This window comes from Pseudomonas sp. SZ40 (assembly GCF_052958135.1).
Window position 1 is genome coordinate 22,725 of sequence record NZ_JBQWIF010000045.1, and the last position, 18,922, is coordinate 41,646.

General features: G+C 62.8%; 21 protein-coding genes and 1 tRNA gene. 9 read left to right on the forward strand and 13 right to left on the reverse strand.

Annotated features, from left to right (window positions below; translation table 11 throughout):
• Positions 1–48 precede the first annotated feature (48 nt).
• A complete protein-coding gene (locus ACT9T4_RS23660) occupies positions 49–414 on the reverse strand; it encodes a cupin domain-containing protein (RefSeq protein ID WP_042554726.1) in 366 nt (121 codons plus the stop codon).
• A 70-nt stretch (positions 415–484) separates the two neighbouring features.
• Positions 485–1,783, reverse strand: a complete 1,299-nt coding sequence (locus ACT9T4_RS23665; RefSeq protein ID WP_042554727.1) for an NAD(P)/FAD-dependent oxidoreductase — start codon at positions 1,781–1,783, stop codon at positions 485–487.
• 417 nt (positions 1,784–2,200) lie between these two features.
• Between ACT9T4_RS23665 and hpaR (ACT9T4_RS23670) the strand changes: the two genes are divergently transcribed.
• The gene (gene hpaR, locus ACT9T4_RS23670; protein ID WP_042554977.1) at positions 2,201–2,623 is read left to right on the forward strand and encodes a homoprotocatechuate degradation operon regulator HpaR; all 423 of its coding nucleotides are present in this window, start codon (positions 2,201–2,203) and stop codon (positions 2,621–2,623) included.
• A 48-nt stretch (positions 2,624–2,671) separates the two neighbouring features.
• On the opposite strand, the gene ACT9T4_RS23675 is transcribed toward hpaR (ACT9T4_RS23670), so the two are convergent.
• The 9 genes from ACT9T4_RS23675 to ACT9T4_RS23715 all read right to left on the reverse strand — a co-directional run bounded on the left by ACT9T4_RS23675 (position 2,672) and on the right by ACT9T4_RS23715 (position 10,849).
• On the reverse strand, positions 2,672–3,220 hold the full coding sequence (locus ACT9T4_RS23675) for a hypothetical protein (RefSeq protein WP_499119258.1): 549 nt from the start codon (positions 3,218–3,220) through the stop codon (positions 2,672–2,674).
• Between the two features lie 69 nt (positions 3,221–3,289).
• Positions 3,290–4,744, reverse strand: a complete 1,455-nt coding sequence (locus ACT9T4_RS23680) for an NAD-dependent succinate-semialdehyde dehydrogenase (protein ID WP_042554729.1) — start codon at positions 4,742–4,744, stop codon at positions 3,290–3,292.
• Between the two features lie 39 nt (positions 4,745–4,783).
• Positions 4,784–5,587 (reverse strand): 4-hydroxy-2-oxoheptanedioate aldolase, encoded by an 804-nt coding sequence (gene hpaI / locus ACT9T4_RS23685; protein ID WP_042554730.1) that lies wholly within the window; start codon positions 5,585–5,587, stop codon positions 4,784–4,786.
• A 17-nt stretch (positions 5,588–5,604) separates the two neighbouring features.
• Positions 5,605–6,408 (reverse strand): 2-oxo-hept-4-ene-1,7-dioate hydratase, encoded by an 804-nt coding sequence (gene hpaH / locus ACT9T4_RS23690; RefSeq protein WP_042554731.1) that lies wholly within the window; start codon positions 6,406–6,408, stop codon positions 5,605–5,607.
• A gap of 8 nt (positions 6,409–6,416) precedes the next feature.
• On the reverse strand, positions 6,417–6,827 hold the full coding sequence (locus ACT9T4_RS23695; protein WP_042554732.1) for a 5-carboxymethyl-2-hydroxymuconate Delta-isomerase: 411 nt from the start codon (positions 6,825–6,827) through the stop codon (positions 6,417–6,419).
• A gap of 79 nt (positions 6,828–6,906) precedes the next feature.
• Positions 6,907–7,830: a 3,4-dihydroxyphenylacetate 2,3-dioxygenase gene (hpaD, locus tag ACT9T4_RS23700; RefSeq protein WP_042554733.1), complete on the reverse strand. Its 924-nt coding sequence runs from the start codon at positions 7,828–7,830 to the stop codon at positions 6,907–6,909.
• A gap of 111 nt (positions 7,831–7,941) precedes the next feature.
• Positions 7,942–9,402 (reverse strand): 5-carboxymethyl-2-hydroxymuconate semialdehyde dehydrogenase, encoded by a 1,461-nt coding sequence (gene hpaE, locus ACT9T4_RS23705; RefSeq protein WP_042554734.1) that lies wholly within the window; start codon positions 9,400–9,402, stop codon positions 7,942–7,944.
• Positions 9,403–9,426: 24 nt separating this feature from the next.
• Positions 9,427–10,191 carry a fumarylacetoacetate hydrolase family protein gene (locus ACT9T4_RS23710; RefSeq protein ID WP_042554735.1) on the reverse strand — a complete coding sequence of 255 codons (765 nt, stop codon included), beginning with the start codon at positions 10,189–10,191 and terminating at the stop codon, positions 9,427–9,429.
• Positions 10,192–10,201: 10 nt separating this feature from the next.
• Entirely contained in the window at positions 10,202–10,849 is a 648-nt protein-coding gene (locus ACT9T4_RS23715; RefSeq protein ID WP_042554736.1) for a fumarylacetoacetate hydrolase family protein, read from the reverse strand.
• Positions 10,850–11,159: 310 nt separating this feature from the next.
• On the opposite strand from ACT9T4_RS23715, the gene hpaR (ACT9T4_RS23720) reads away from it, so the two are divergent.
• From hpaR (ACT9T4_RS23720) to ACT9T4_RS23740, 5 genes are all read left to right on the forward strand, one after another.
• The gene (gene hpaR, locus ACT9T4_RS23720; protein WP_499119262.1) at positions 11,160–11,582 is read left to right on the forward strand and encodes a homoprotocatechuate degradation operon regulator HpaR; all 423 of its coding nucleotides are present in this window, start codon (positions 11,160–11,162) and stop codon (positions 11,580–11,582) included.
• A gap of 19 nt (positions 11,583–11,601) precedes the next feature.
• Complete coding sequence (gene hpaA, locus ACT9T4_RS23725) at positions 11,602–12,519, forward strand: 4-hydroxyphenylacetate catabolism regulatory protein HpaA (protein WP_179539880.1); 918 nt, start codon at positions 11,602–11,604, stop codon at positions 12,517–12,519.
• Positions 12,520–12,863: 344 nt separating this feature from the next.
• Positions 12,864–14,039: a Bcr/CflA family multidrug efflux MFS transporter gene (locus tag ACT9T4_RS23730; RefSeq protein WP_042554740.1), complete on the forward strand. Its 1,176-nt coding sequence runs from the start codon at positions 12,864–12,866 to the stop codon at positions 14,037–14,039.
• A gap of 291 nt (positions 14,040–14,330) precedes the next feature.
• Positions 14,331–15,500, forward strand: coding sequence for a p-hydroxyphenylacetate 3-hydroxylase oxygenase component (locus ACT9T4_RS23735; RefSeq protein WP_499119265.1), 1,170 nt, complete (start codon positions 14,331–14,333; stop codon positions 15,498–15,500).
• A 60-nt stretch (positions 15,501–15,560) separates the two neighbouring features.
• A complete protein-coding gene (locus tag ACT9T4_RS23740; protein WP_499119267.1) occupies positions 15,561–16,496 on the forward strand; it encodes a p-hydroxyphenylacetate 3-hydroxylase reductase component in 936 nt (311 codons plus the stop codon).
• Between the two features lie 103 nt (positions 16,497–16,599).
• Here the strand turns inward: ACT9T4_RS23740 and ACT9T4_RS23745 are convergent, their stop codons facing one another.
• Positions 16,600–17,121 (reverse strand): BRO-N domain-containing protein, encoded by a 522-nt coding sequence (locus ACT9T4_RS23745; protein ID WP_499119269.1) that lies wholly within the window; start codon positions 17,119–17,121, stop codon positions 16,600–16,602.
• Between the two features lie 164 nt (positions 17,122–17,285).
• Between ACT9T4_RS23745 and ACT9T4_RS23750 the strand changes: the two genes are divergently transcribed.
• The 3 genes from ACT9T4_RS23750 (at position 17,286) to ACT9T4_RS23760 (ending at position 18,491) form a co-directional block, all read left to right on the forward strand.
• Entirely contained in the window at positions 17,286–17,576 is a 291-nt protein-coding gene (locus ACT9T4_RS23750) for a helix-turn-helix domain-containing protein (protein WP_499119271.1), read from the forward strand.
• A 132-nt stretch (positions 17,577–17,708) separates the two neighbouring features.
• A tRNA-Ile gene (locus tag ACT9T4_RS23755) sits at positions 17,709–17,785 on the forward strand.
• A 409-nt stretch (positions 17,786–18,194) separates the two neighbouring features.
• Positions 18,195–18,491, forward strand: a complete 297-nt coding sequence (locus ACT9T4_RS23760) for a hypothetical protein (protein WP_499119273.1) — start codon at positions 18,195–18,197, stop codon at positions 18,489–18,491.
• A 33-nt stretch (positions 18,492–18,524) separates the two neighbouring features.
• Here the strand turns inward: ACT9T4_RS23760 and ACT9T4_RS23765 are convergent, their stop codons facing one another.
• On the reverse strand, positions 18,525–18,773 hold the full coding sequence (locus ACT9T4_RS23765) for a helix-turn-helix domain-containing protein (protein ID WP_499119275.1): 249 nt from the start codon (positions 18,771–18,773) through the stop codon (positions 18,525–18,527).
• Between the last annotated feature and the right edge of the window lie 149 nt (positions 18,774–18,922).

Consider the following 18,922-nt stretch of genomic DNA (forward strand, 5'->3'; position numbering starts at 1 on the left):
GGCGTGTCCTCGGCAAGTGAGGCGCCAGCCGAGGCTGGCGCAGCTGGATCAGGCGACCGCGTAGTAGTGTTTGACGAAGCTGTCGCTGACGATTTCCCACAGCACGGGCGTGCCCTTGGTCACGAACCAGGTGTCGCCGGTCTTGAAGCGACTGGTCTGGCCGGTGGATTCGTCGGTCAGCAGCACTTCACCGGTGACGACCGTGGCCTGCTCGCTGAACGGATAAGTCATGCGGAACTTGCCCTTGGTGGTGCCGAAGTAGGCCGAGCTGACCGGGTCGGTCGGCGCGCCGGCGGTCATCTTGCCAAAACACCTGACTTCGCCTTCGAGGATTTCCGAGCCGAGATCGGCAACGGTGCCCCAGGCATCCAATTGGTCGAGGGTGATGCCGTTCTTGATGGCAGTGAGGGACATGGGTGGTTGCTCCTGTTAGAGGGTGTGAATGCTTCGATGGAGCAAGTACCTGTGATGGCCTTGCCCGGTATCAGCGGCGACCGTTCCAGTAGCCGGACAGTTGGTGCAGGGTCTTGCCGCCGGTAAGCAGCAGAGGGCGGAAGTGATCCTTGCCGATGACGTTGATGCGGCGCACCGAACTGACCAGGTCGTAGCGCGCGGAGCCTTCGCTCATGCCCTCTGCCAGCACCTTGCAGATGATGTGACTGGGCGTGACACCGAACCCCGAGTAGCCCTGCACGAAGAAGGCGTTGGGGCGACCCGGCAGGCTGCCTATCTGCGGAAACAGATTCGGGCTGGTGGCCATCGGGCCGCCCCAGGCCAGGTCGATCTTCACGTCCTTGAGGTAAGGGAAGATCTTCAGCATCAGGTTGCGGTTCCAGGCCTTGAGGTCGTTCGGGATGTGTTCGATGAAAGGCGTGGCTGCCCCGAACAGCAGCCGGTTCTCCTTGGTGACGCGGTAGTAGTCGATGACCGGGCGGATGTCGCTGTAAGCACCGCGGATCGGGCTGATGCGCTGGATCATCTCGTCCGACAGCGGCTCGGTCATGATCTGGAAGGCGTAGGTGTTGATGGTGCTGCGGTGCAGCTCCGGTTCCAGTTTGTTGAGGAAACTGTCACAGGCCCACAGTAGTTTGCTGGCCTTGACCGAGCCCTTGCCGGTGCGCACGGTGATGCGCTCGCCGTAGGTCACTTCCAATGCCGGGCTGTACTCGAAGATCCTCACGCCATGGCTGCTCAGGGCCTTGGCCTCGCCCAGCAACAGGTTCAGCGAATGCACGTGACCGCCGCCCATGTGCAGCAAGGCGCTGCCATAGGCATCGGAGCCGATGATCTGCTTGACCTCGGAGCCACCCAGAAAACGGATTTCATGCGGCGAGCCGAGGGATTTGAATTCCTTCTCCCAGGTGCGCAGGGTCTTTTCCTGGCGCGCGTTGAAGCCCAGGTAACCATAACCGTGGCAGAAGTCGGCATCGATCTCGTACTTGGCGATCCGGTCCTTGATGATGTCGGCACCCATGTCGCTGATCTCGAAAATCTGCCGCAGGCCGTCTTCGCCTACGTCCTTGCGGATCTTCTCCATGTCGTGACCGATGCCGGCCATGATCTGCCCGCCATTACGCCCGGTGCCGCCGAAGCCGAGGTAGCGCGCTTCCAGCACGACGATATTGGTGATGCCTTTCTCCGCCAGCTCCAGCGCCGTGTTGATGCCGGAGAAACCACCGCCGATCACGACTACATCCGCCTCCAGATCCTGATCCAGTGAAGGAAAGCTGAGGTCGTACTTCTTGGTAGCGGTGTAGTAGGTAGGTGTTTCGATGTTGATCATGGCAACGACCTGGAAACGGTGAGAGATACCTGCGTTGAGGGATAGTAGTCCCCTGCACCCCCTGTGCGTCTTGTCCCTGTCTGTCGTCAGTCTTGACCGGGACTGACAAGGCGCCTCGCGCTGCTCTCGCCCGCCTGGCGCAGCGTCCTCGCGCGCGCGAGGGTGCCCCGTGTGCACGACTCATCGAGCGCTTGAGAAACCAGTGCCGGATGGTGTGCGTTCGTCGTGATCGTGCAAGGCCGTGAACAGATTAACGACAGGGCGGGGGTGTGATGGCCCTGGCACGCCGGTGCAAAAGCCTGGCAGGCACGTGCATGACCGCTGGCGTTTCGCTGTTTCAAATGGCGATGCCTGCCTCGTCATGGCGTAAGCTGGCGGCCTGGTTAAATTATTAACGAATCATCATTGCCTGAGATCATGTCGAGCCCACGTCTTTCCCTGACCCTTACCCTGTTGCAGGCCCGCGAGTCGGCCATGCGTTTCTTTCGTCCTCAACTCAATCTGCACGGGCTCACCGAACAGCAATGGCGGGTGATTCGCATCCTGCGTCAGCAGGGCGAGCTGGAGAGCCATCAGCTGGCGCGTCTGGCCTGCATTCTCAAACCGAGCATGAGTGGCGTGCTGGTGCGTCTCGAACGCGATGGCATGGTCTGCCGGCGCAAGATGAGCGAAGACCAACGCCGCGTGCTGGTCGGGCTGACGGAAAAGGGCGAGCAATGTTTCCAGGCCATGAGCGTGGAAATGGAGCGTAACTATCAGCGTATCGAGGAGCAGATCGGCGCGGAAAAATTCGCCCTGTTGCTGGATCTGCTCAAGGATCTGAAAGCGGTCAAGCCCTGATCGCGTGCAGGCCGCGCGCTGCTGGCCGTGACGGCACAGCATCGCCATTCACTGCAGCGGGGCGTTGAACTGCTCTGCGACAAAGCGCTGCAGGGTCGCCGCAGCAGCGTCGTAATCCCCCTCTCTGGCCTGTGCCAGTGCCTCGACCTGAACGCGCTCCTGTTCGATCACATAGGCCCAGAACGCCTGAGTCTCTGCGTCGCCCGGGCGCGGTACGGCCTGCAGCTCGGCAAGGTAGTCGGCCGTGGCATTGGCCAGCATCTTCACGAACGCCTTTTCCTGCAGCCAGGAGAATGCCAGTGAGGCCTGAGCCTTGAAGCCGCCACTGCGTGTTCGCTGCAGATCATGGCGGCGGGCTTGAGCCTGGTAGCGAGGCAACTGGGCGGCCTCGAGCACCGCATAGGCACTCCAGAACCGACCTTGCGCGGTGCCGGCGTGGCGCTCAGCCAATGCCGGTACTACGTCGAGGGCAACCGCTCGGTTGTCCAGCTCCTTGTCCAGCGCAGCGAGATAGGCCGCATCGTCCGCCACGGCCGGACGTACCAGCGCCAGCAGGCACAGCATGTGGACAAGGTGTTTCAGGGGCTGGCGCAGCATCGAGAAATCTCCAAAAAAATGGCCCTATCAAGGGCCCAAGGGTGACAAGCAGCGGGAGATACCTAGGCCTCAGTGGATGCCCAGGCACATGTACTTCAGCTCGATGTAATCATCGATGCCATATCGGGAACCTTCGCGGCCGAGGCCGGACTGCTTGATGCCGCCGAAGGGCGCAACCTCGGTGGATATCAGCCCCTCGTTGACGCCGACCATGCCGTACTCCAGCGCTTCGCTGACGCGCCAGGCGCGGCCCAGATCACGGGTGTAGAGGTAGGACGCGAGACCGAACTCGGTGTCGTTGGCCATGGCGATGGCCTGCTCCTCGCTGTCGAAGCGGAAGATCGGTGCCAGCGGGCCGAAGGTTTCGTCGCGGGCGACCAGCATGTCCGGGGTGACGTCGCCCAGCACCGTAGGCTCGAAGAAGTTGCCACCGAGGCGATGGGACTTGCCACCGGCCAGCACCTTGGCGCCTTTGCCGAGCGCGTCCTCGATGTGCTCCTGAACCTTGGCCACTGCCTTGGCGTTGATCAGCGGGCCTTGCTGGGCTCCTTCGTCATCGGCCGGGGCTACCTTCAAGGCATTCACGGCGGCAACCAGGCGGGCGCTGAATGTCTCGTATACGCCGCTCTGCACCAGCAGGCGGTTGGTGCACACGCAGGTCTGCCCGCTGTTGCGGAACTTGGAGCCGAGGGCGCCCTGTACGGCAGCGTCCAGATCGGCGTCATCGAAGACGATGAAGGGGGCATTGCCACCCAGCTCGAGGCTGACCTTCTTGATGCTGTCGGCGCACTGCGCCATCAGCAGTTTGCCGATGCCGGTGGAACCGGTGAACGACAGCTTCTGCACCTGCGGGTTGCCGGTCAGTTCAGCGCCGATCTCCCGCGAGCGGGTACCCGGAACGATGTTCAGCACACCGGCCGGAATGCCGGCACGTTCGCCGAGCACGGCCAGCGCCAGTGCCGACAGGGGCGTTTCCGAGGCGGGCTTGAGCACTACCGTGCAGCCGGCAGCGAGGGCCGGACCGACCTTGCGGGTGATCATGGCGTTGGGGAAATTCCACGGGGTGATGGCAGCGACCACACCGATGGCCTGCTTGATCACCACCAGACGGCGGCCTTGCTTGTCATGCGGGATGACGTCGCCGTAGATGCGTTTGGCTTCCTCGGCGAACCATTCGATGAAGCTGGCGCCATAGGCGATTTCGCCACGACTTTCGGCCAGCGGCTTGCCCTGTTCCCAGCTCAGCAGGCGGGCGAGGTCTTCTTGATTTTCCAGTATCAGGTTGAACCAGTTACGCAGGATGCTGCTGCGCTCCTTGGCGGTCTTGCCACGCCAGGCAGGCAGCGCAGCTTGGGCCGCGTCGATGGCCCTTGCTGTTTCGGTGCGGCCAAGGGAGGCGACTTCGGCGATCAGCTCGCCGTTGGCCGGGTTGGTCACGGCGAAGCGTGCCTCGTCGTCGGCTTCGATCCACTGGCCATCGATGTAGGCTTGTTCGCGCAGCAGGTTAAGGTCGGTGAGTTTCATTGAGGTCTCGGCAATGCGTGGATATCGTCGTGGCGGCGCTCAGTAGACGCCGCCCCCGCGGGTAGTCGGCGCTGGCGCAGCCTTGAAATCGGCCGCCAGGGTCTGCAGGCCGCGCATCAGTACCGTGGTGTCGACCCCAACCGCGACGAAGCGCGCGCCCAACTCGATATAACGGCGGGCCAGTGTCTGATCGGCGCTGAGAATGCCCGCCGCCTTGCCAGCCTTCTGGATACGCACGATGGCGTCCTCGATGGTGGCCTGGACGTCCGGGTGGCCGGGGTTGCCACGCTGGCCCATCGACGCGCTGAGATCGGCCGGGCCGATGAACACGCCATCGACCCCGTCGACCGCGACGATCTCGTCCAGCCGGGCCAGGCCGTCGAGATTCTCGATCTGCACCAGCAGGCACATCTGTTCGTCGGCCTTGTCCAGGTAGCCGGGGATGCTGTTCCAGCGCGAAGCGCGGGCCAGCGCACTACCAACGCCACGTACGCCCGACGGCGGATAGTGAATGGCGCGCACCAGCTCGCGTGCCTGTTCGGCACTTTCCACCATGGGCACCAGCAGGGTCTGGGCGCCGATGTCGAGAATCTGCTTGATCAGCGCGGTGTCGCCGATCACCGGGCGAATCACCGCTTGTGAGGGGTAGGGCGCCACGGCCTGCAACTGGCCGAGCAGGCCGCGCAGATCGTTGGGCGCGTGTTCACCATCGATCAGCAGCCAGTCGAAGCCGGCGTTGGCGGCCAGCTCGGCGCAGTAGGGGTCGGCCAGGCCCAGCCACAGGCCGATCTGCGCATCGCCCGACTGCAGGCGTTGTTTGAAGCTATTGATGGGCATGTCCATGGCAGGCTCCTTGCGGCTCAGACGAATCGGCAGGCGATGCTGCCAAGCTGGTCGTAGTCGACGTGGAAGGTGTCACCGGGGTTGGCCGCGACCGGGCGGGTGAACGAGCCGCCAAGAATGATCTGGCCAGGCTCCAGGGTGACGTCATAGGGCGCCAGCTTGTTCGCCAGCCAGGCCACACCCTTGGCCGGGTGGTTGAGCACCGCGGCGGAAACGCCGGACTCTTCGATCACGCCATTGCGATAGAGCACCGCAGGCACCTTGCGCAGGTCGATCTCGGTCGGGCGCACGGCGCGGCCTCCCATCACCACGCCGGCATTCGCCGCATTGTCGGAAATGGTGTCGAACACCTTGCGGGTCGCCCTGGTATCCGGGTCGACCTGCTGGATGCGTGCATCGATGATCTCCAGCGCAGGTATCACCCATTCGGTGGCCTCGAGTACATCGAACAGGGTCACGTTCGGCCCCTTCAGCGGCTTGCCAAGGATGAATGCCAGCTCCACTTCCACACGCGGCACGATGAAGCGGTCGAAGGGAATGTCGCTGCCCTCGTCGAAGAACATGTCGTCGAGCAGCGCACCGTAGTCCGGCTCGGTGATGTTCGACGATACCTGCATGGCGCGGGAGGTCAGACCGATCTTGTGGCCGACCAGCCTGCGGCCGTCCTCGATCTTGCGCGCTACCCAGGCACGCTGGATGGCGTAGGCATCCTCGATGGTGATCTGCGGGTGATCCAGGGAAAACTGGCGCACCTGCTGGCGTGACCGCTCGGCGGCGTCGAGGCGGGCGGCAGCCTGCTGGATGAAGGAGGAGTCGAGCATGGAAAACCTCAGGAAGTCTTGTTGAAAAGAGGGTGCAGGCTGCTGTGCTTGCCGTCGTAAACCTGGGCCTGGCCTTCGTCGATCTGCAGGGTGATGCCCACCGGGCGCTGCTCGAGGATGTCGCCCAGGCAGGTACGCAATACCGCCAGCAAGCTGTCGCCGACGCGTCGGTGTACCTCGGCGCTGCGGCCTGTCCCCATGCGCAGATTGGCGTACAGAAAACCGTAATCGCCATTGCCGTCGGCGACCGCGCAGTGCGTCGCCGGGTAGGCCAGCACGCGGGTGCCGCCAGTGGGGAACACCGCCTTGCCTTGCTCGTCACGCTGCGCCAGCATGCTGTCGGCCAGTGCCCGGCACAGGCCGGGAATGTCTGCCTCGCGCTCGAGGTCGGGGGTGTAGAGCAGCACCAGGTGGGGCATGTCGATCTCCAGTTGCGCCAACACGAGCGCAGTCGTGCCAGCGCCAGTTGCACGGTGGCGTTGAGGGGACGGCGTGTGGCTACAGACGGCTGGTCGAGACCACGCCCGCCGGGTTGGCGGCCTGTGGCGGCGGCAGTGCCGAGCCATCCTGGGGCGTCACCGGGAAGACCGCGTTGATCTGCCCGGTGCCCGAGGCGGCGAAGTAGGGCGTCAGCACCTCGACATTGCCGTCGTACTTCGACCAGCCCATGGCACCCAGCAGCATGGCGGTGTCATGCATGAAGCCTTCGCCGTGACCCTTGGCCGCGTACTCGGGCAGCATGTCGCAGAACGCTTCCCACTCGGCGTTCTGCCACATCTGCACGACGCGCTCGTCGAGGGTTTCCAGGAACGGGCTCCAGATTCTGGTGGCGAACTCCGGCGCCTGGCCGTTCTGGGCAAAACGATGCGACAGCGAGCCGCTGGCCAGAAACGCCACGGTGCCGTCGTAGTGCTCTTCCACCGCCTTGCGCATGGCCCAGCCGAGGCGTGCACTGTCGTGCAGGTAGTGCGAGGTGCACAGCGAGGAGACCGAGATCACCTTGAAGTGCTGATCCTTGTTCATGTAGCGCATCGGCACCAACGTGCCGTATTCCGGGGCGAGCGTGGTGGCGTGGTGAGCCATGGTCTCGACGCCGAAGCGGTTGCACGCGTCGGCGAGAATCTTGCCCAGCTCCGGGTTGCCCGGAAACTCGTACTCCATGTTGCTGATGAAGTGCGGCAGCTCGTTGCTGGTGTACAGGCCCTTGAAGTGAGGCCCGCAGTTGATGTGGTAGTTGGCGTTGACCAGCCAGTGGGTATCGAACACCACGATGGTGTCCACACCCAGTTCCCGGCAGCGTCGGCTGATCTCCAGATGACCGTCGATGGCCGCCTTGCGAAAGCCCTGGCGTGGGCCTGGCAGCTCCGATACATACATCGACGGCACGTGAGTGATCTTTGCGGCCAGAGCGAGTTTGCCCATGACGGTTCTCCTTGCGGGGCCGCTGCCGGCCCAGGTTCTTGTGATTGCTATGCACGCAGGAATGGAGCGCCCGTACCGGGTCATACGGCCAGGTACGGGGCGAGCGAGTCGTTACACGCCCCAGCGAGGGATGTGGTGACTGCCCATGGAAATGCACACGTTCTTCACTTCGCTGAATACCTCGAAGCTGTACTCACCGCCTTCGCGGCCGGTACCCGAGCCCTTCACGCCGCCGAACGGCTGGCGCAGATCGCGCACGTTCTGGCTGTTGATGAATACCATGCCGGCCTCGATACCGCGGGCCAGGCGATGAGCCTTGCCGATGTCCTGGGTCCAGATGTACGAGGCCAGGCCGTAATCGGTTTCGTTGGCCAGGCGCAGGGCTTCGGCCTCGTCCTTGAATTTGATCAGGCACACCACCGGCCCGAAGATTTCTTCCTGGGCGATGCGCATGCGGTTGTCCACGTCAGCGAATACCGTCGGCTGGATGAACTGGCCTTTGGACAGGTGCGCTGGCAGGTTGGCTGGGCGCTCCAGGCCGCCAGCCAGCAGGTTGGCGCCTTCCTCGATGCCGATCCTGATATAGCCGGTGACCTTGTCGTAGTGGGCCTGGGTGATCATGGAACCGACCTGGGTCTTCGGGTCCTGCGGGTCACCGACGATCAGGCGCCTGGCGCGGGCCGCGAACTCGGCGACGAACTGGTCGTACACGGTTTCCTGGATGAAGATGCGGCTGCCCGCCGTGCAGCGTTCGCCATTCAGGGAGAAGATGGTGAACAGCGCGGCATCCAGCGCACGGTCGAGATCGGCGTCGTCGAAGATCAGCACCGGGCTCTTGCCGCCCAGCTCCATGGAGTACTTCTTCAGGCCCGCGGTCTGCATGATCTTCCGGCCGGTGGCGGTGCCGCCGGTGAAGGAAATCGCACGCACATCGGGGTGGCGAACCAAGGCGTCGCCGGCTGTGGCGCCATAACCCTGCACCACGTTCAGCACGCCCGGTGGAATGCCCGCTTCCAGCGCCAGGCGGCCCAGCTCGTTGGCGGTCAGCGGTGACAGCTCGCTCATCTTCAGTACGGCGGTGTTGCCCAGCGCCAGGCAGGGAGCGGTCTTCCAGGTGGCGGTCATGAACGGCACGTTCCAGGGCGACACCAGGCCACATACACCCACCGGCTGGTACAGGGTGTAGTTGAGCATCTGATCGTCGACCGGGTAGCTGTGGCCGTCCATGCGCGTGCAGACTTCAGCGAAGAAGTCGAAGTTGTGCGAAGCGCGCGGGATCAGCACGTTTCGGGTCTGGTGGATCGGCAGGCCGGTGTCGAGGGTTTCCAGTTCGGCCAGTTGCGGCACGTTCTGGTCGATCAGCTCACCCAGCTTGCGCATCAGGCGGGCGCGCTCCTTGGCCGGCGTGTTTGCCCATTTCGGGAAGGCGTCCCTGGCGGCGGCGACCGCCAGGTTGATCTCCTCGGCGCCGCCGCTCGCCACTTCGCCAATGGCTTCACCGGTGGCCGGGTTGTAGTTGGTGAAGGCGTCCCGGCTCTCGACTTCCTGGCCGTTGATCCAGTGCTTGATCATCTGCTGTTCCTCTCTTGTTCCGGGTTAGCCGCGCGCGGCGAAGAATTCGCGTTCGCTGACGATGTGGTTGACCAGGCGGCCAACGCCTTCCACTTCCGTCACCACCACGTCGCCCGGTACCACGTCGGCCAGGCCCTCGGGGGTGCCGGTGGCGATCATGTCGCCCGGTTGCAGGGTCATGAAGCTGGAGAAGTATTCGATCAGGTAGGGGATGTCGAAGATCATGTCGGCGGTGGAGCCTTCCTGCTTCAGCTCACCGTTGATCCAGGTGCGCAGCGTCAGCCTCGAGGGATCCGCCACGTCGGCGGCGTCGACGATCCATGGGCCCACCGGGGTGGTGGCGTCACGGTTTTTAACGCGCAGGTTGGGGCGGTAGTAGTTTTCCAGGTAGTCGCGGATCGCGTAGTCGTTGCACACCGTGTAACCGGCCAGGTACTGCAGGGCATCCTCGCGCTTGACGTTGCGCGCCGGCTTGCCGATTACCGCCACCAGCTCGCACTCGTAGTGCATGTACTTGACGTTGTCCGGGCGCCAGGTGACCCCGTGGTGGCCGGTGTAAGTGCCGGGCGACTTGATGAATGCCAGGGGTTCGGTGGGCGCCTTGAAGGCCAATTCCGCGGCGTGGTCGGCGTAGTTCAGGCCCAGGGCGAACATGCTGCCCTCGGCCGGTGGCAGCCACTCGACGGCGCCTTCGGCGAGCAGGCGACCGTCTGGCAGGCGTACGGCGTTGTCGGCTTCGACGGTGACCGCGTGAACGGCATTTTCAAAGCGAATGCGTGCGTGCTTCATGTGCGTTTCCTTATTGCGCCACGACGGTATTGGTCAGGCGGCCCAGGCCGCTGATCTCGACGACCACTTCGTCGCCCGGCTGAACGTCTACGCGCCCCTCCGGTGTGCCCGTGATCAGTACATCGCCTTCGTGCAGGGTCATGAACTCGCTCAGTTCGGCGATCAGCTGGGGGATACTGCGCACCAGATTGGCGGTGCTGTTTTCCTGGCGGACCTCGCCGTTGACCAGCAGCTTGAGGCTCAGTGCGTGCGGGTCGGCCAGTTCGATCACCTCGCTGCCCAGCGCGCAGAAGCCGTCGCGGCATTTAGCCTTGACGGCCGGCCGGTAGTAGCTCTCTTCCGGCAGGCTGAATTCATTGACGATCAGGTACCCGGCCACGTGGGCGAGGGCATCGGCCTGGCTGACCCGGCTGGCGCGCTTGCCGATCACCACGCCGAGCGCCGGGCCCGGTTGCAGGCGCTCGCCAGCTGGCGCGACCACGGCCTGGCCATCGCCGTTGCGGGTGTTCGGCGTCTTGATGAACAGCACCGGCTTGACGGGTGGTTTCTGGTAAGGGGGTTCGTTGAACTCGCTCAGGCGGCTGTCCAGCAGGCCTTTGTAGTTCAAGGCGATACCGAACAGAGTACCTGTGGCGATTTCGCTAGCGGCGCGACCCATGCTTCACTCCTGAATCGGACTGGAGCTATCCCAGGTGGAGAACACAGGCTGCCGTGCAAGGCGACTCGCCCGATCGGGTTAGCATCTCGATTATTTAATTAATATGTTAACGATGATCGGGCCATGGTTCGCATCGGCTCGATCCCCGAGGGCTATTTAAACCGTCATCGACGCTTATCGATTGTCTCGGGCTGCCAGGCTTCTTGATCGAGCGTGCCAAAGGTCGAACGGGCTTCACCCGTGTTTGCGCAGGCCCGGCAGTTGTTGCTTAAATCGGGCCTGCCGTTACCCACCTGCCATGAGCGAGCCGATGTCCGCACCCAGACCCTCACTGACCCTGACGCTGCTGCAAGCCCGTGAAGCGGCCATGGGGTTCTTTCGGCCGTCGCTCAACCAGCATGGCCTGACCGAGCAGCAATGGCGGGTGATCCGCATCCTGCGTCAGAGCGGGGAGATGGAGAGTTACCAGCTGGCGCAGCAAGCCTGCATCCTCAAGCCAAGCATGACCGGCGTTCTCGCGCGCATGGAACGCGATGGCGTGGTGCGCCGCTGGAAGGCACCGCAGGATCAGCGCCGCGTGTACGTGGGCCTCACGGAAGCGGGCCAGCAGCGCTTCGTCGCGATGAGCGAGGACATGGAGCGCAACTACCAGCGAATCCTCGAGCAGTTCGGCGACGACAAGCTGCAGCAACTGCTGGGCCTGCTCAACGAGCTGAAGCAGATCAAACCCTGAGCCCCGGGGAGGGTGAGCCATGGCGAGCCGTCCACCGATTCCCAATATCGACATCGGCCAGGTCTACGACCAGCGCTATGCCGACTCCGATGTGCACTACGAGGCACTGGGCAAACTCGCCGATTTCTTCGGGCGCAACATGCCGGTGCATCGGCATGACCGCTTCTTTCAGGTGCATTACGTCAAGAGCGGCACGGTGCGCGTGTTTCTCGATGACCAGCGCTACCAGCAGCAAGGGCCGATGTTCTTTCTCACGCCACCTACCGTTCCTCACGCCTTCGTCACCGATGCCGAGGCCGATGGGCATGTGCTGACCGTGCGTCAGGAATGGGTATGGCCCTTGCTCGAAGCCAGCCATGGGCTGGCTGATGGCCCGCGCATCGGTGCGGTGTGCGTGGCCTTCGACGAGCTGGGCGGCAGTGTCGATGCGGAAGTCGCCCGGCTCGATCTGTGCTTCGAACAGTTGCGCAGCGAGTTCGCCGCTACCCGTCCTGGCCGGGCCGCCAGCCTGGAGGCGCTGACGCGGCTGATCATGATCGGTCTGCTGCGCTTGTCCACACGCTCGCTCAAGGCCCAGCCGGAGCGGCGTGATGACCTGCAGTTCTTCCATCGCTTCAACGCGCTGATCGAGCGGCATTACCAGCAGCATTGGCCCTTGGCTGCCTACGCGACCGCCATCGGCGTCACCGAGGCGCGCCTCAATGACATCTGCCGGCGCATTGCCGGTCTGCCCTCCAAACGCCTGGTTCACGAGCGCCTGATGCAGGAGGCCAAGCGGCTCCTGCTGTTCGGCGGCGCCTCGGTCAGCGAGGTCGGCTATCAGCTCGGCTTCAAGGATCCCGGTTACTTCAGCCGGTTCTTCGCCCGTAATGCCGGCATGGCCCCTGGTGAATACCGGCAGCGGCACTGGGAAGACAAGCAGGACGCCTGGCGCTGAATCCGCACCGCCGTCCAGGCTGGCGGTCTGCTGTCTGTTTTTTATTTCTGGTGCTCGCCGTGTTGGCGCTTGTTGATCGTTATGAAAATAAATTAACTTATTAACGAAATTGTCGCGGGTCAGCCTGAATCGGCCTGGAGCAGAGGCGCAGATAACCCATGAGTGCCGTAGCCAGAGCGTGGCAGGCACGACTGTCGCCAGCCGCCAGACTGCTCATCCTCGCTGCCGTGCAGTTCCCAACCATCACTTCCAGCGGCCAGCCCTGCGGCGTCGAGCCCGGGTGATCGCTGTGCTCTATCGGTCGCCCGTGGCCGGCGTTCTTCCCTGACTGCCTGGAGTCTTGCATGTCACTCGTTCACCAGCCTAAACGGCTGATCGTCCTGCTTGCCGCCCTGGTGGCGTTCGGCCCGCTGTCGATCGATATGTATCTGCCCAGCGTGCCGCTGATCGCTGGTGACCTGCAGGCCAGCGAACGCCAGGTGCAAATGACCATCGGCCTGTTCCTCGCCGGGTTCAGCCTGGGCATGCTGTTCTACGGGCCCTTGTCCGACCGCTTCGGTCGTCGACGCCTGCTGCTGGGTGGCATCTGCCTGTACATGCTGGCCAGTCTCGGTTGCGCACTGGCCAGCGAGCCGGAGCACCTTATCGCTTGGCGCCTGCTACAGGCTGTTGGTGGGGCCTCCGCGTCGGTGCTGGCGCGGGTCATCGTGCGTGACCTGTTCCCGCTCGACGAGGCGGCGCGGGTGCTGTCGCTGATGCAGCAGGTGACCATGATCGCCACGCTGATCGCGCCATTGCTCGGTGGCTACCTGATTCTGCTCAGTGGCTGGCGAGTACTGTTCTTCATCCTGCTGGGTTTCGCCGGGGTGTGCCTCGTGCTGGTCTGGCGCGGCATTCCCGAGACCCTGCCCAGGGAATCGCGAGGCGCCTCGCTGGGGCTGGCCTTCCGCGCCTTCGTTGATATCGCCCGGCAGCCACGGGCCATCGGCTACATCCTGTGCATGGGCCTGGCGTTCGCCGGCATGTTCGCCTTCATCACCGCTTCACCCTTCATCTACATCGAGTTCTTCGACGTATCGATGCAGCACTATGGCTGGCTCTTCTCGCTGAACATCCTTGGCATCATGTGCATGAGCTTCGTCAATGCCCGCCTGGTGCGACGCCTTGGCTCATCGAGCATGCTGGGTTTTGGGGCCAGCATCAGCGCGCTGTCAGGGATTGCCCTGCTGCTTTGTTGCGCCACGGGTTGGGGCGGCTTGCCGGCTGTGGTGGTGTGCGTGCTGGCCTACGTCAGCGTGACCGGGATGATCGCGGCCAACTGCCTGGCCTGTCTGATGTCGCTGTTTCCCCGTCAGGCCGGTGCTGCTGCCGGCCTCGCGGCGGCCATGCAATTTGGCCTTGGCACCCTGGGTAGCGCCCTGGTCAGCATGCTGTATGACGGCAGCCCTTGGCCGATGGGCCTGCTGATCGGCTGTGCCGGAGTCGGTGTGCTGCTGGCCTACGTTCTGAGCCGTCGCTGAACCCTGGCCAAGCCCCTCACGAGCCATGCGGCGCGCGCAACGGCAACCTCGCGGGGCGCTCGGCCAGCGGCCTGACGCTTTTCCAGAGAACGTCGAAATGGCCATGAAAAGTACATTATTGCCTGTGGAACGTGCATGTTTGCCGCCCATGGTGCTCTGCATAATGACCTCGCAAACGTTCCGGTATACCCGTACAGCACAGGCGCTGCGTGACCTACACGCCGCCTCGACTCCTTCGGGAAGCGTCTCGGGGTGCATGGCCGACATCTAAAAACAAACAGGTCGAACAGCATGAAAAAGTCAAATTCGCTCCTTGTCGCGCTACGTGAAATTCTTCCTGCCATCGCCGCCAACGCGAGCCAGGCGGAGAAGGATCGGATGGTCCCCGCCGAGAACATCGCCCTGCTCAAGGGCATTGGCCTGCATCGAGCCTTTCAGCCCGAAGCCTATGGCGGCCTGGAAATATCCCTGCCCGAGTTCTGCGACTGCATCGCGCTGCTGGCGGGGGCCTGCGCCAGTACCGCCTGGGCCATGAGCCTGCTGTGCACCCATAGCCACCAGTTGGCGATGTTCCCGAAAAAACTGCAGGACGAAGTCTGGGGGGATGACCCCCATGCCACCGCCAGCAGCTCCATCGCGCCCTTCGGCAAAGTGGAGGAGGTCGAGGGTGGCGTGCTGTTCAGCGGCCAGATGGGCTGGAGCAGCGGCAGTGATCATGCCGAGTGGGCCATCGTCGGTTGCCGTCGCCAGAATGCCGAGGGCGGCCAGGATTACTGCTTCGCCGTGCTGCCGCGCAGCGACTACCAGATCCGTGACGACTGGTATGCCGTGGGCATGAAGGGCAGCGGCACCAAGACCCTGAGCATAGACAACGTGTTCGTGCCGGAGTATCGCATCCAGAAAGCCAAGGACATGATGGAAGGCAAGTCCGCTGGCTTCGGCCTGTACCCGGACAGCAAGATCTTCTACAGCCCCTATCGCCCTTATTTCGCCAGTGGTTTCTCCACCGTCAGCCTGGGCGTTGCCGAGCGCATGCTCGAAGCCTTCCAGGAGAAGACCCGCAACCGTGTGCGTGCCTATACCGGCGCCACCGTCGGCGCTGCCACCCCGGCGCTGATGCGCCTGGCCGAGTCCACTCACCAGGTCGCCGCTGCCCGCGCTTTCCTCGAGAAGACCTGGGGCGAGCACGCCGAGCATGGCGAGCGCCACCAGTACCCCAGCCGCGAGACGCTGGCCTTCTGGCGCACCAACCAGGCCTACGCGGTGAAAATGTGCGTTCAGGCCGTTGACCGCCTGTTCGAAGCGGCGGGCGGCACTGCCTGGATGGAGAGCAACGAGCTGCAGCGCCTGTGGCGTGACGCGCACATGACCGCCGCCCACGCCTACACCGACTACGACGTTTGCGCGCAGATCCTCGGCCGCGAGCTGATGGGGCTGGAACCTGACCCGAGCATGGTCTGAGCCCGCCACTCCCTTTTCCGCGATTCGATAGGCCGGGCCACGTCCGGCACTGAGGACATCATGACCGATCAACAACCGACGGGCTTCGACCCGCGTGCCTTTCGCCGTGCTCTGGGCAACTTCGCCACCGGCGTGACCATCATGACCGCCGCCGCTGGCGGCCGGCGGGTCGGCGTTACCGCCAACAGTTTCAACTCGGTTTCCCTGGAGCCCGCGCTGATTCTCTGGAGCATCGACAAACATTCCACCAGCTACGAGGTGTTCAACGACGCCAGCCACTTCGCGGTGAACATCCTCGCGGCGGATCAGATCGACCTGTCCAACCAGTTCGCCCGGCACAGCGAAGACAAGTTCGCCGGTATCGAGCCGGAAACGGGGGCCGGTGGCGCGCCGCTACTGGGCGATTGCGCGGCACGCTTTCAGTGCGAGATGCACCAGCAGGTCGACGGTGGCGATCACTGGATCCTGATCGGCAAAGTGGTCGCCTTCGATGACCTGGGGCGTGCGCCGCTGCTCTATCACCAGGGCGTCTACTCATCGGTGCTGCCACATCCGCGTTCGTTGAAGAAGAGTGAAAGCGTCAGCAAGACCGCCTTTCAAGGTCGCCTCAGCCACAACCTCTACTACCTGATGACCCAGGCGGTGCGCAGCTACCAGAGCGACTATCAGCCGCGGCAACTGGCCACCGGCCTGCGAACCAGCGAAGCGCGCATGCTCATGGTGCTCGAGAAGGACGCCAGCCTCGGCATGGCCGACCTGCAACAACTGGTCGCCATGCCGGTCCGGGAAATCGAAGTGTCGCTGGAAACCCTCAAACGCAAAGGCCTGCTGCGTGATTGTGGGGTAGGGGTAGGCCTTACCGAACAGGGCCTGGAGCAGGCCGATACGTTGTGGAACATCGCCGAGCAGCAACAGATTCGCGCTTTCTCGGCGTTTACTGCAGACCAGATCGACACCTTCAAAACCGTCCTTCGCGGCATTGCCAAGGGTTTGTGACGCGAGGCTACAGCCTGCCTGAGGTGGGCTGCGCAGATTCGAGTACTCGGTGAGCTGCGGCTCACCGGGATTTGGCCGCGTCCGCGCATTGCCGCATCCCTCCTCATCTTCCCTGGCGCAAGCCATCGCGCCACCAGCGCCCCAGCCACGAACCTGCCGGGGAGGGCGCCGCCTGCGGTTGCCCATGCAGGCGCGGCAGTTCATCCAGCGCGACCCACAGCTCACCCTGCCACGCCAGCAGATTCACCTGCCCGTTGCCCCAGGCCATCAGGCAACGTGACGGCTCATGCGCCTCGGCCGCGTCGCTGTCGCGCAAGGCAGGCAGCGCCACGTGGCTGAGCCAGCGCCGCAGGTGACGGTTCTCCGGGTGCGAGAAGCGGCACAGCGCCCGGTACATCCCCGACTCACTGAGCACCTCCACGGACTCCAGCTGCCCGTTGGGCAACTGCAGATGCACCCTGCGCAACTGGTCGGCATCCATCAACCGACAGACCCGCTCCGGGCGCCGATGCCCCAGCAAACGCGCGAACTCCACGGCGCAAACCCAAGGCTGCCGATCGATCATCACCCCGCGCAGCGGTTGGCGATGGCGCATCAGCACCAGGGGAGTAAAGGCTTCATCCATAAGGCCTCCTGAATACAGCTTCGAACGTTAATAGCGTGTGGTCGTACTGTCGGAATCGCAGCGCTCTGCATCCAGATAGTCTCGCAATGAACAGTATACGCTGTAGCAGTATACTGCGCGTAATGGCTCGATTGGCTACTCATCATTAACTGGGTAGTGGATCGGTGGAGCTGAAAAAGGCATTCGGCGCGGCGTTGAAGCACGCGCGAGCGGTTCAAAAAAAGACGCAGGAAGATTTTGCTGTCGTCAGTAGTCGTACGTACCTGAGCGCTCTGGAGCGCGGGATGTACAGTCCCAGCATGGATAAGCTAGATACGCTGGCCTCAGTGTTGGAACTGCATCCGGTCACATTGGTGGCGTCGAGTTACCTGAACGCGGAGCCTGGGATGGGGGTTGATGTGTTACTGGAGAGGTTGAAGGAGGAGCTCATGGTGCTCCATGGTCCTGGTAAGTGATCCATGTGTTCTGCGAGGGCGTTAGCTCCAAACCTTTGTCTGTTCTCACTGAAAATGCCTTGCAGAGATGAGATCCTTGCGCATCGGATTGGCGCTCGGCCAGGTGCATCGGTATAATCCGCCGGCCTCTGAGGGCCTATAGCTCAGTTGGTTAGAGCAGAGGACTCATAATCCTTTGGTCCACGGTTCGAGTCCGTGTGGGCCCACCAATAAAATCAAAGACTTAAGCCAGCCTTCGAGCTGGCTTTCTTCTTTTCTGCGGCCCAAATAAAATTTGGTCACCGTTTTGGTCACCGTTCAGATATCCCTTAGGTACGCTGGCATTTCCGTTCAACCTGGCCCCTCAATCACGATGCAGGCGCTATCGCCTAGATGATTGACAAGGTCGGGGGAGCTCAATAGGGTTGGCATCCCCTTCTAAAGGGGGCGGGATTGGCGTCCCGGTTTCTGAGTGAGTGCGGAGCTTCTCTGCGCTCGTGCATGGCTGTGCCTCTATGGGCCGGCCGTGTGGGGCATCTTCGGATGCGTCGGCCCTCAGACCGATACGCCAACCTGCACGGTCGGCTCACCCAATTGGCGTTGGGTGGGCAGATTTCATCTGCTCTGAGGATCTACAAAATGCAGCAAACTACCGCTCCTCTAGAAAAAACGATTGGCTTCAAACCTCTGCACCCTGATGAGTTTCACTCTCTGCTTGGCTATCGTGGCACTGCTAACGCCAGCGAATTGCGCGATGAAGCATTGCTCCGCCAAGGCGCATTGCTAGGCGTGTTAGATGCTTTAGTGGGCACGGCGAATTTGAATGAGCTCTGCAGTGAGTCCCTGCATGGCTGCATTCTTGCGCTGCGCATCCTTTGCCGCGATACGTCAGCGCTTCATGCTGCTTCATACGAAGCTATGGGCCATGAAGCCTAAGAAAGGTGATAGCCGCGAGCGAGCCTTGCGGCTTTACATCGCGGTTATTTGGTCGTCGAAACGTTGAGTGAACTCAGTTAGCCCAAGCTTCAGGACTGCGCAGTAATCTCGAAGCTGAACAAGATCGAGACGCCGCACTCCACGCTCAACATCGCTTGTGAAGGACTGCGGCCGCCCCAGTGCTTCAGCGACCTGCCCTTGTGTCAGGCCGGCCTCCAGGCGGCACTGCTTCAATAGCGCCAGCAGAACCTGGTTTTCTTCTCTGTGAACTGACTTTTCCACGCAACACCTCAAAATTTCAGAGACCCTCAGTATAAATCGGACGCTCTCATTGCAGGATGGCTGAATTCGTAGTGAATCGCCCCTAGTTTCGTAGACACCTCCAAGCCTCATAATGAGGCCCATTAAGAGGTGCCATGAGCAACCAGCGT